This is a genomic window from Coxiella endosymbiont of Ornithodoros maritimus (assembly GCF_907164965.1).
In the GTDB taxonomy this organism is placed as follows: Bacteria; Pseudomonadota; Gammaproteobacteria; order Coxiellales; family Coxiellaceae; genus Coxiella.
Map to the genome: position 1 here is coordinate 1 of NZ_CAJRAM010000078.1, position 12,418 is coordinate 12,418.

Consider the following 12,418-nt stretch of genomic DNA (forward strand, 5'->3'; position numbering starts at 1 on the left):
TCAGAAATTCTACTCAACACTCAGCAGCTTTTCTCACTATTTCATCAACTGAACTCCTTTCGTCATGTATAGAGGAAATTTTAATCTACAGTATATTTATTCAATTTAAATTAACAATTAATTTGTAGAATTAAACTTCAACTTTATCTCTCATTCTGAAAAAAACTGAAAACTAACAGGGGATACCGATGGATTACAGCACTGAAAAAATATTGGATGAAGCAGAGACGCTATTTAAATATATTGCCATTATAAAGTAGGAACGAGGGACTTAACCCTTCTTAGTATCAATGATGAATTAAGACAATTGGAATCACTTTGGCTTGGCACTCTGAACGAGTTGCCCGGTAACCAGATTTCGCTTTCTCATTTTAAATCTGTAATGTCTCGTTTCCAAGGAGAAATCGAAAACTACGATCTTTTAATGAGTTATTTCAATACTTATAAGAAACTCGAAGAGACTCAAAACGCTAAAGCAGCAGCCTGTATAATATAATCCATTGATTGAAAAGCTTATTCCTTATTCACCGCTTAATGACAGCGATTTTGTTTTAAATTGAGATTTACTTTCATCTGAAGAGTATGCTTTAGTGGAATTGCTAGAGGAAATAGTCAGCTTCCACACCAAACGGCGCTTTTAAAATTACAACAGGTATTATTGAAGCAATTACCGTGGGTTTTATTTCGGCATACGCTTCTACTGTCTATCTTGAAAAACCAAAAAATGGGGCGGAATACCTTCTTAAATATTTTCAAAATGAAACAACGGCTGTCGTTAGCGACTTTGGCTTAAGTAGCATTTTAAATGCCTTTTTCTTAAAACCTAAATTTTCCGCAAGCGTGAGAGGCTTAATCAATTTCATTAAAAATTGTTGCAGGCGGTAGGAGATGCCCGAAGAGTTGAGTAACCTTGATATCGTTTAAAGACTAACCGAAAAATAGAAAAAACACTTTTGGCAAAAATTTAAATTAAGATTAAAAAATTCATTAGTGGCCCTGTTGTCTTTCGGTTCAGCCGCTCCGCTTGGAGCCATTACCTATAATGAATACGAACAAAAAGATTGGTGGTTTACGGGTCATACCAAATATTCTAGAGCAGTGGTTGCTCTTCTCATTAATACTATATTGAATCGCAAAGGCATCGAAGTTTTTTACCCTTCTTAACTCGCTGCTTTTCCAAAAGATTAAGAACAAATGAAGAAGTTATTAATGATATTAAGTCTATCGTTAAATCAAATATTAAATCAGGATTTGACACCATTCCTTAATCAAGCTATTTCTTTAAACAAAGAAACGCTTGTCGAAATTGATAACGCGCTCAACGACAATAATGGCCTAAAATTAATATTTATGGAAATTAATATTTATGGCGATGCAGTTAGCGCTGACGCTCCTTACAATATCGCCTATACATGAAAATATCCGCAACAGAATTAGTTATAGGCATTAACGATAACACTCGCCTTAGCGGGTTACTATTCAAACACTATAAAAAAGTCTCGAGGATTTGACCAATAATCTCTCCGCTGCGTTGTTCTTCAGCTGCTATAGTTCTCCACCCTTCACATTACTCTACGGCTACATTATCTCCGATCTTCTCGTAAAAGTATACAACAGTCTATTTATTAGAGAGTCACGATCTGCGAACCTCGGTACGTTCTGTAGGGAAGAACTGGAACGAGAGGACTAGCCTCATTGGATTTCTCGCAGAAAATTCTAATCTACTTAAAATTTTATCAGCGCCTGCTCTACTATACCTAGCCATGGTGAGCCAAGCCACTTGCTTATTTTTAAAGGCTAAGTAGGTAGGGAAAAAATTATCTCAGGCCTTTTACTGGTATTGGCCCACCGTCATTAATAATGTGTTAGTCAACAGTTTTAGTGTTTTTCCGGTCGTTGACCGTGTTTTGACAAATGCGTTTCGAATTTTTCTCAATTCTGAAATTACGCTCGAAAGACACTGTAAAGTAGAAAGAATTCATGAAGAGAGTCTGAACCTTATTGACAAAATCCCTCCCTATATCTTTCTTGAGAGTATTAATTTCTCTGCCTAAAAGTTTGGGTAAAGAAGACCCTAAAAAAAGAAGAGGCTATTTTTACTAATTTTTTCTTAAACGGACGCATCCATGAGGCACTGAGAGAAATTGAACTAGAGAATTCCTCCAACTCAAGTCCCGAAAATTCGATATTGGCTCCTATGAACGATGGTTTCATGAATGGTGAATGCAAGGGAGAAGACTTCGAAGTAAATAAAATCTCCGCTTCGACCTTGGCACAAGGCCTAGTGAAGTCTCTGTGGCGATATCCCACAGAGGCCGGATCCAAAGACTACTTATTGCCGTTACCCCCGGAGAGCGAGAACTACGGAACTTTTTCGACCTTCCAAAATACTAGATAATTTAAAAACGATGGTGGGCCCACCAGGACTTGAACCTGGAACCTGTCGATTATGAGTCGATCGCTCTAACCAACTGAGCTATGGGCCCATTGACTCTTTAAGTGCGTTATTTCTAACATTTACCGCTTCTGGCGGCAAGGCTTATGGAGGTCATTAAAACTGATAATTAACACTCATTTCGATTAAATTTTGACTACCATTCCCATCCGTCAAACCCAAATAGCGATAATCGACGTCCAAAGTAACTCGTGGACTGACTCTGCAGCTCACTCCCGCGATTCCCTGATAGGCAAATTCATTATTATCAGGACCTCGATTCAAAAGAACACCGTTATTCGTTCGCCAAGGGGTGTATCCAACCAACACCGACGGCAACGAAAGGTACCAATGGTGCAAAAATTGAAATCGTAATAGCCGTTGGCCATCAACGCCGTCATACGAAGCTTTGCGTCGCTATTCACTTCCAAGCTATTGTTGTAATAGCTCAAAGCTCCTTATAATACGCACATTACCCATCCGATAACCCACCTACGCACTCACCACGGGGCCTGCATTCAAATTGCTCCTCGATGGTAAAGAGCAACACCGCCGTGAACCCCAACGTAAGGACCAGAATTAAAAAAGGGATATCAACGGCACTGCCAGCGTAAATTTGAGGAATGGCTAAACTGACTAAAATTAACGTGATGAGGCGTTTCATATTTTTTCTCTCTGATTACCGACGTAAAATGATACGTTATCTACTCCTCCCCTGAAAGGGGAACGATAGTAATTTTAACTGTTCTCTGTCCCTCTTGGGGGTTAGGGGGGTGAGAGTTTTTACAAGCTTTTCTTAAATTAAATCAAGATATTTTTCTGAAAAACTAAAGGTCTTGCTCTTGTATTATATAAATATACAAGGAAGTAGAATGGCTAATCAATTATTAAATAATTGTCTCACTGTGGGGTGGCGCGAATGGATCGCTTTACCCGACCTTAGCATTAATCAAATCAAGGCCAAAGTCGATACCGGTGCCCGAACCTCTGCATTACATGCCTTTTCCCTTGAATCATTTAAAACAAATAATATCCCACGCGTCCGTTTCAAAATACACCCCATTCAAAAGGACAAAAACACAGTGATTACCTGTGAAGCGGATATCTATGACCACCGCTTCGTCAGAGACTCTGGGGGGCATAAAGAATTGCGTTATGTTATTAAAACAGGCATTATTTTAGGCAAGAAACGCTGGTCTATTGAAATCACATTAACTAATCGCGATAGCATGGGCTTTCGAATGTTATTAGGACGCACGGCCATGCGAGATCTAATCGTTAACCCCAATCGATCATTTATCATTCATAATGAGGATATTTCTAAGTGAAAATTGCTATTTTATCAACTAAGCAAGAATTATCTTCTACGCAGCGCTTAAAAGAAGCTGCATTGACGCGCGGCCATAAAGTCAAAATCATTAATACTCTTCGTTGTTATATGAGCTTAAGTCAAGAAAAACCCACTACCCATTACATGGGGAAAGAGTTAGCTCGTTACGACGCTGTGATCCCGCGAATTGGCGCTTCTATTACTTTTTACGGCACAGCCGTCGTTCGCCAGTTTGAAATGATGGGAACCTTTTGTCTCAACTCTTCGATGTCCATCACTCGCTCCCGGGATAAATTTCGATCGCTGCAGCTTTTATCTCGCAAAGGAATCGACTTACCTATCACGGGCTTTGCTCATTCACCAGACGATATCGAAGATTTAATTCAAATGGTAGGCAGCACACCGTTAATTATCAAACTAATTGAAGGAACGCAAGGCATCGGCGTGGTCCTAGCGGAAACCAAAAAAGCCGCAGAAAGTGTGATCCAGGCCTTTCTAGGGTTAAAAGTAAATATCTTTATTCAAGAATTTATTGGAGAAACGCAATGTCGCGACATCCGTTGTTTTGTGATCGGCAACAAAGTTGTCGCCACCATGCAGCGAGAAGCGCGATCCGGCGATTTTCGCTCCAATGTGCATCGCGGAGGTACCACTAAATTAATTAAAATAACGCCCCAAGAACGCGAAATTTCAATTAACGCGGTGAAAGCGCTTGGCTTAAACGTCGCTGGTGTGGATTTATTGCGTTCAAAACGCGGTCCTTTAGTGCTAGAAGTAAACTCTTCGCCCGGGCTTGATGGGATTGAAAACATTACGAAGAAAGACATTGCAGGAATGATAATCGAATTTATAGAAAAAAATGCAAAACCAATTAAGGCTTATAGCTGCTACCAAGGTTAGCTATAAAAAAAAGGATTTTAAAAATTTGTGGACACACTATCCAACCTGGAGAACATCTTAGTATTCGCCTTCCCACCCCCAAATTGTTTACCTATACGCCCGTCGATATTCCGATTCACATTTTTAATAGTAAAAAACCGGGGCCAATATTATTTTTCTGCGCTGGTATTCACGGCGATGAAATTTTGGGGGTTGAGATAGTTCGCCATCTGCTGAAGTTAAACGCCATTAAAAATTTATCAAAAGGCACTTTAATTGCAGCACCTATTGTCAACATTTACGGTTTTATTTACCAATCTCGGTATTTGCCGGAGCGACGCGACCTTAACCGTAATTTCCCTGGTTTACGGAAAGGATCTTTAGCCTCGTGATTGGCAAAATTGTTTATTGACGAAATTGTCAGCCATTGTACCCATGGTATTGATTTACATTCCGCTGCTGTTCATCGCCGTAACTTACCTCAAATTCGCACAAACTTAACGCAGCCTGAAACTGAAAAGTTAGCGCGCGTTCGGCGCCCCTGTTATTTTGGATTCCAATTTACGCGATGGTTCTTTAAAAAGGTAGAAAAAGGCGATCTTTTGGGAATTATAGCCGATCCGTTTGGTAGCGAAGAATTTGATATTTTATCGCCGCGAACTGGAATTATTATCGGTTACACGACAATACCGTTAATCAACGAAGGCGAAGCGCTGTTTCATATTGCGTGCTTTAAAAAGGCGAAAAAAGGAGAGCCGCCCATTAATTACTTACAACAATGCTCCACAGAAGAAATCATTTATGATTGATAAATTTAAATAAATCATTAGTATTTTAATTGTTATTTTTTGCACCATTTGTTTAGCTCAATCGCACTTCAATTCGGAAGAAGCCCATGAAACCTTGGATGAAATCAGTTAACCTCCTAAAAGTTTATCTCCTGAAGAGCTTAAGAAATCCCTCCTCACTCTAACGCAGTTACAAGATCAGGCAAAGACTTGCGTAAAAATACGACTAACGAAATTGATAAAATTGATGAGCAGGCCAAAAAAATAGTAAACAATAACGTAACGGGCGATGTCCGCCAAGAATATTTAGAAAAGAAAAAAATGGATTAATTAAACGTCAATCAAGCTGTCAATTATTTTTATTACGTTCCACCGATACGATTTCATCTTTCAGCTCTATCGAACACCAGCGAACGAAGCCCGCTCTATTTAACCGGGAGCCTCATCTGTTAGAAAGAATAGTCAAAGAATTCCGTCATCTCCCTAAAATTAGCACTGAGTTTGACGGTTACGTATTTTATAAAAATACAGGCATACAATCATTTGATGTTCTCGGACTGGTTTTGTCAGCTCCAATCGTTATCATCGTTATTGCTATCGGCATCGGATTTCAGAGATGGCTGTGATCCTTTGTAAGAGAAAGTAAACAACTCACCTTTGGACAACACGCGACGCAAGCTTTTATTAGTACCTTATCGCCTTATAGCGTTTGGTTATTTCCCCTTTTAACGGCAAACCTTTATTTAGCTATTTTCAATAGAGTTTTTAAGCCTATACCGTTTATTAATTTAATCAGTTATGCCGTCAGTTATGCCGCGTTCTCGCTTATGTGGTCCTTTTTATGCTTATTCGTCTTTTTTTTACCCCCCTGTGCCTATATCGCCTTTAATAAAAGTGCCACCCAACTTAATACGGTCATTCACCCACCGCCTGACCACTCTTGCCACACTTTTATTAGTGGGTCACATTGTCTATAGTCTACTCCATCAACAACCGCTATCAGCAGATATTCTTAATTTACTACGAACGATCTACATCACCCTTGTTGCTATTAATCTAATCTCTATCATTTGGCTTATTAATAAAATTCTCCAGTTCAACGTCTATCCTTTATGATGTTACTTTTAAGTCTCCTGTTGAGCGCAACATTGTTTGCCACTATTGGCGCTAAATGGGTTGGCTATCAGCGCTTAGGATTATTTTTCCTTATTGGTATTTTTTAACGCTAATTTATTCAGTTGCTGCGTGACTTATTTTTAAAATTTTAAATTCGCTGATTGACCTTTTAGTCGAAGAAACACATCCGTGCCAAAAGCGTCTTCATTATTACCTTGCTTTATCTCCGTATAAAAGCTTGTACGAATTAACGGCTTTACGTTTTTTCATTTTTTTAGTGTTGTGAGGCGGTTATTTTTTATTATTACTGTATACCTGGGGATTGCCATTGCATAATATTAAATTTTATTGAATTTTTTCACGGATTTAGCATTGCGAAACTCAGTTTTCCCCCGCTCGGATCCTTATTGCTTTGCTTATTTTCACTTTTCTTGCGTTAATGACCCGCTGGTTGCGCACTTACTTTTACAGTCATCCTCAAGTCTACATGGATGAAAGTGCAAAAATGGCTTTTTTTCTATACTTGGTTATGTTGCTTTTACTGTCTCTCTCTTATTTGCTCTCGTTATAACGGGCGCTCTTTTGGTAGGCATTGTTTTTGAGTTGCAAAATATTGTGAGTGACTTTAATATCGGGGTTAATTCTTTTAACGGAACGACCGATTAAACCTGGTGATCGCATTGTCGTAGGCAATACTGAAGATTTTATTAAAAAGTTTCGTATTTGCTTTACTCAAATTACGACGATGGAACGTTCTAATGTCATCATTCCTAATTCCGATTTAACGAGAGAGCGAGTAGTTAATTATATGTTCCGGGATCAGCTATGGCACTCTAAGAGTCGGTGTGGGTGTTGCCTATGAAAGCGATCGAGTTGGTTGAAAAATTACTCTATACGGCGCCCAGAGAACACCCACAAGTTATTCAAGAATGCACCATTGGTTTTGTTTAAAGTATTTGGCTATAGCATTCTTGCCTTTAGCTTACTATGTGTCATGCCCAACGTGAATTTAAAATACATTATACAAAGCGATCTTTACTTCGCTGTTGAACGTAAGTTCCGCGAAAACGAAAATAATATTACCATTCCCACAGCAAAATATACACATCAGATAAATTTTTAACAATTTCTTAAGGTAGCCCAGATTCTTTCAGCTTTTTCTTAGAGGTCGGGTGAGGATGAGCTGTTCACTTTTCACCATCAAAATAGGTATGCTTTAGCACCATACAAAAAATTTATTAATCGATTCTGGAGAACAACCGATGTTCGCTGATTTGCCTGAGCCGTTAAAAAGACAAGTTTGTGATTATTTAAGGGCGGACAATTTTCAGGCCGCGAAGGAAATTTGTGATGCTTAGTTAGCTAACAAGCGTCAGGTTGAATGGCATCAATCAGAAACGTCGTTTTAATTTCTCACCCTGCATTCTCTATCCCTTACCCGATTGCTAACCGCTAAAACCTTAAAGCCCATCATTCCCGGCTGCGCGGGATCACGAAGTTTAAATATGGAAATCGCTGCGACTTGATGGTAACGAGATGATATGACCTGACTCAAACCATCCGCGCTACAGCCGAACTCTCGTTTTCGGAATAATAAGTTTCTAGGATTTCATTAATCGGTGACTGCATAATACTGTGTTTGGCCGTGTCATCGATAAGGCGGCCTTCTTCTTTATAGTCTGCGTAACGATCTTCGAGCACTTTGCTGGCCGTCCCCGAGGGGAACATAATGGCTAAAATACGGCGAGTTTCTTTTTGTCCAATGCGTTTGTAGAGTTGATTACGAATATTGACATTCTCGGCGTTGTGTTCAGCGACCATAATTCAACAGGGCCTAATGTGGCGGTTAATAGCTGCGTGTTCAAACCAGCTTTAGTGGCAAATTGCGCTAGAAAGGTCGCGCCGTCTTCACGCGGACCATGCACCCGTGTTTTTAATGCAATTTCTGCGGTATGACTTAATCCGAAAATTTCAGCGATTTTACGGACAGTTTGTTCAGGCCCGGCACATAATAAATATGGAGGTGGCAAATTCGACCATAATTTCATCGAAATCATCCAAGGATTGTGATAATAACGCAACTTGAACTTTCCATTTACGGCCTTCACGGATATGTCTTGAATGACTTGATCGCGCACCGCTTGCGCCTTAGCTGTACGGTGAAACTCAACAAAAACGATCCGTTTAGGATCTTCCCGAATTTCTGCAATGCGTGCTTGGTGATAATGGCGATAACCTTTCGGCATATCCGCAACGTTGTCGTCCATCCGAATTAATTCCGGCCCAAAACGTATCGCGCTAGCATATACATCACAGCTGTTTGACGATTAGCCGCGCATCCCCACCGCTTCGGGCCACTTCATCTAAATCCAACGTCACTACTCGAGCATCGCCTAAATCGAAACGCGCTACTTGAGAAATGATGGGGTATTCACGCACCGCGCTTGAAATCATCCGAGCGAAAGCATGAATCAGCGGTTCTCCCGTTGGCGCGACAATCTTTCCGTACAAATCCTGAATAGCGGGTAAATGACAAATAGCAGCGACATCTGCTAAAACAGGCATCGCGTGGCGCTGCGCCAGCATCGCTTCGTGAGTAAAGCCCGCCATAAATAGCGCATCGGTGACTTTCCACCAGGTTGTTTGATCATCTTGAACAAAAGCAATTTCTTCTAAAATCCCATCGATATTTTCTTCCATTCCAAGCGCAAAGGTGTTGGGGTTTTCATCGTCCGCTTTATTTTTATAAAGTTCATCGATGATTAAACCCGACATATCCGCAACGCCGTCGTATGTTTTTTCAGAACCAATAGGTGTTGCCAATAAACTTAAAAAATTAACTAAAAAGGCGCGTTCCTGTGGAGTCGGATAGCGACACCCGAGTTGAGTCTCAAAAGGATTAATGGCGTAATCCGTTCGCATTCGTAACCGATGGTAAGCCACTAAATATTTTTTATCGGCGGGCAACGCATCTTTTAATAATAAAATTAATCCACTGCTAGAAGGGCCAATATCGATAATGGAAATGTACGGTAACCGCTGAATCCCAGAAGACAAACAAACAGCTAAGTTAATGGTGTTGGACAATACGGATTTACCAGAACCCGGTCGCGCGTAAAATAAATCAATCCACGTGGTTTGTTGATGAGAGCCGGGTTGATAAGGTCACGGTTTACCGTCGGGAGAACGAAATAATAATGCACCGTGCTTCCACGGCGAGGCGGGACGAAATAGCGGAAGTATATAGAAAACGTTAGAAAGAGGAGCGATGGAGGCGGGAGCAACACTGGTGCCCGAAATACCGATCATTGTTGAAACGACACCTTCGTAAGCATCCCTCGAAATTTCGGACACGTCACAAGAACCCCACCCTTCAATCGCTTTCGCTAACATAGCCGCCCGCGTGCGCAAAAGGCGAATATCACCTTCTGGCGCGCCCAAGTAGCGGCCGAAACACGCAACTTCACGACGTCATCGTCCGTATTGAGATTGATGTAATTTAATAAATTTAAGGAGTCGTGAATTAAACGATTCTGAACGGAAGTCACGCTCAATACCGAAGAGAGCATTTTACAAATGCTCGTTCCTGCTAGGCCATCACTTTCAAATAAAAAAGAAATTCGCCATGGAATTCGCATTTGCAGTGTTCGAGTAAAAAGCCGGACGAAGGTTTGAATATCCTTTGGAAATAAATTAATAAACACCGTCGCATAGATGCGATCACCCACCCGAGCCGTTCGCAAATCTAAATTTTCAGCATCGTGGGGTGATACTTGACGGGCGAGGGCCGGTCATAAAATATCAGAAAGTTCCGAAGCGCCCGCTTTTGGTTCTTTTATCGTTATTTTATCCTCTGGTAATAAAGGTCGCCATTCTCGATCAATGAACTCTGGGTCTGCACTGCGACGCATAATATAAACGGCATCGTGCACTTCCAATAGTTCCGTTACCAACCCCAATCCATTAAATTCATTCACTACTGAACGAACAAAAGAGTTGTGATTTTCTCGAAGGTCAGAAATAGCGGCAATTAGATTTTGGGTTAATTTAAATGGCGGTATTTTTTGTTTTTTAATCTGTTTTCGTTTTTCTTTCGTTAATCGTTTAATTTGTTCGTTAGTAAGGGATTTTAAACAGGTCCATAAAACAATACAAATTTCTTCATTCGTGCAATATTTTGTTAAATAATTCATTCTCTCCTTAAACAAATCACCTAACTGCAAGCTTAGCCGCTTTGCCGTTTGTTCAGCAGGCTGCAAAATTTCATTAATTTCACCGCGCACTTCGTCTTTGTTATAGCTAAAATAAACTTGGATGACGTGTCCTGGTTGGGACATGACGGTTTGTAACGCATGCTGTAACCCGGTTTGAATTTTATCGAATTCTTCCCGGCCAATAAGGGCGGTAACACCTTCTAAACGTAAAACGGAAATTAACGAACCGTCGTGAGCAACTAACACAGTCGAGCTATCAGCTGTTTGTGATTCACAATAAGTGCTTGTGCTTTGTTTTAAAGTATTACTTAGCCAGGCGAACAAACTATCAAACAGGCCTGCAAACGATTTAATAATTTTCATACGTTACCTAGAGTACTTTACCTGTCATCCATTTTCGTTTAATGCGCTACGGGCTCGTGAATCAATGTTCTAGCTCAGTCTCACGTATTGTAAACAGAGCCTAATTCCTCTAATCCATCCCGCGCCTACGCCTCCACTTTAGCCGAAAAACGCGCGAGATCGGGAAGGAGTCGTAGTTTCGTTTCCAATGCGTCTTTGAGCAAACTCATTTTTTCCGTCTTTGTATCCACTAAAAGCTTCCCAGCAAAGCCGGATGGCTTAATCCCTCCCCCTAACTGTTGTTCGATAATTTGGGAACGCAATTTAAAACTGCGATAAATATTACGGGCTTCTGTTGGAGAATTACTTTCCGTGGCAATGGAGGTAAATAACACATGGAATAAGGCATTTAATTCCCCTTGCGTCATTTCCGGAGGGTAAATTAGAGTTCCACCTCCCGATTCGCCCCCGCCAACCGCATCTAAAAAGAAACACTGACTACAAAACCCACAAGCTGTCACTAAATTTTTAAGGCGATTATTACGATAATTCCCATCGAAGTTCACAATTTCCAGGTACCATTTGGCACGAAAGCCGAAATATTGGGTAAGTGTAATTATCTCGCTCATGCACTTTAGCTTGAAAGGTAAGAAAGCCTGTATCAGCCTCTCTTACCATGAATAACCGCCAATTGCTGTCGCTAGCGAATAATTGAATGTTACGCAAAGCCATTACGCAATCAACAAGTTACGACGAGCTAATAATACTGTGGACCTGGCCGCCGCCCACTTTAGTAATCTCAGCAGTTTTACCAAAAATAGCTTGTTTCGCTGTTGGGAACATCGTGGGGAACAACACTAATCCCGCGCCGATTAGCAACAAGGTCACCCCTTGACTGATTGACACTTGGATAGGATTCAATTTGTGCTGGTGGAATTTAAAGAAAGAAGCCATAACAAAACCCACACCCGCGATTAATGAGATATCGCTAAGCACAATAGCCAATTCTGCTACTGAAGTATCCACATTCTCCGCGATACTACTTAACGAAACAAGGTTAATGGCTGCCAACGTCGTTCCAGCAAATAATAGGCCGATAACTCCGGTTAACAACAAAAGCAGGCCCAGGAGTATCCGAAATAAGCGTATCGTTTTCGTCTGCATGATGACTAATCTCCAGAAATAATAAAATTTTCTACGATCCACTATACCTTTCTCACCTTAAATAAATATTAAGGTTAAATTAAAGGGGTGTGGATTCTCTATACATGACGAAAGCAGTTCAGTTGATGAAATAGTGAGAAAAGCTGCTGAG

The 12,418-nt window shown here is 40.6% G+C and carries 6 protein-coding genes, 1 tRNA gene and 5 pseudogenes; 7 read left to right on the plus strand and 5 right to left on the minus strand.

Features of this window, described 5'->3' with window-relative positions; translation table 11 throughout:
• Window positions 1-1,194 precede the first annotated feature (1,194 nt).
• The gene (locus tag OWO34_RS07215) at window positions 1,195-1,416 is read left to right on the plus strand and encodes a hypothetical protein (protein ID WP_267257053.1); all 222 of its coding nucleotides are present in this window, start codon (window positions 1,195-1,197) and stop codon (window positions 1,414-1,416) included.
• Between the two features lie 993 nt (window positions 1,417-2,409).
• Here OWO34_RS07215 and OWO34_RS07220 read toward each other — a convergent pair.
• Window positions 2,410-2,486: transfer RNA gene (locus OWO34_RS07220), tRNA-Ile, on the minus strand.
• A 65-nt stretch (window positions 2,487-2,551) separates the two neighbouring features.
• Window positions 2,552-3,098: pseudogene (locus tag OWO34_RS07225) on the minus strand (outer membrane protein).
• Window positions 3,099-3,276: 178 nt separating this feature from the next.
• Here OWO34_RS07225 and OWO34_RS07230 point away from each other — a divergent pair.
• The 6 genes and pseudogenes from OWO34_RS07230 to OWO34_RS07250 form a co-directional block, all read left to right on the plus strand.
• Window positions 3,277-3,762 (plus strand): ATP-dependent zinc protease family protein, encoded by a 486-nt coding sequence (locus OWO34_RS07230; RefSeq protein ID WP_267257054.1) that lies wholly within the window; start codon window positions 3,277-3,279, stop codon window positions 3,760-3,762.
• Window positions 3,759-4,664: a 30S ribosomal protein S6--L-glutamate ligase gene (gene rimK, locus OWO34_RS07235; protein WP_267257055.1), complete on the plus strand. Its 906-nt coding sequence runs from the start codon at window positions 3,759-3,761 to the stop codon at window positions 4,662-4,664. Before OWO34_RS07230 ends, rimK begins: the two co-directional genes overlap by 4 nt.
• 2 nt (window positions 4,665-4,666) lie before the next feature.
• A pseudogene (locus OWO34_RS07240) lies at window positions 4,667-5,452 on the plus strand (succinylglutamate desuccinylase/aspartoacylase family protein).
• Window positions 5,453-7,166: 1,714 nt separating this feature from the next.
• Complete coding sequence (locus OWO34_RS07245) at window positions 7,167-7,409, plus strand: mechanosensitive ion channel domain-containing protein (RefSeq protein ID WP_267257056.1); 243 nt, start codon at window positions 7,167-7,169, stop codon at window positions 7,407-7,409.
• 81 nt (window positions 7,410-7,490) lie between these two features.
• Window positions 7,491-7,670 carry a hypothetical protein gene (locus tag OWO34_RS09565; RefSeq protein WP_323808278.1) on the plus strand — a complete coding sequence of 60 codons (180 nt, stop codon included), beginning with the start codon at window positions 7,491-7,493 and terminating at the stop codon, window positions 7,668-7,670.
• Window positions 7,671-7,809: 139 nt separating this feature from the next.
• Window positions 7,810-7,902 (plus strand): annotated as a pseudogene (locus OWO34_RS07250) (hypothetical protein); the annotation flags it as partial.
• A 196-nt stretch (window positions 7,903-8,098) separates the two neighbouring features.
• On the opposite strand, the pseudogene OWO34_RS07255 reads toward OWO34_RS07250, so the two are convergent.
• The 3 genes and pseudogenes from OWO34_RS07255 to OWO34_RS07265 all read right to left on the minus strand — a co-directional run bounded on the left by OWO34_RS07255 (window position 8,099) and on the right by OWO34_RS07265 (window position 12,267).
• A pseudogene (locus OWO34_RS07255) lies at window positions 8,099-11,124 on the minus strand (type IV secretion protein IcmB).
• Window positions 11,125-11,249: 125 nt separating this feature from the next.
• Window positions 11,250-11,835 (minus strand): annotated as a pseudogene (gene icmJ / locus OWO34_RS07260) (type IVB secretion system protein IcmJDotN).
• Between the two features lie 15 nt (window positions 11,836-11,850).
• A complete protein-coding gene (locus OWO34_RS07265; RefSeq protein WP_267257057.1) occupies window positions 11,851-12,267 on the minus strand; it encodes a type IV secretion protein IcmD in 417 nt (138 codons plus the stop codon).
• Window positions 12,268-12,418 lie beyond the last annotated feature (151 nt).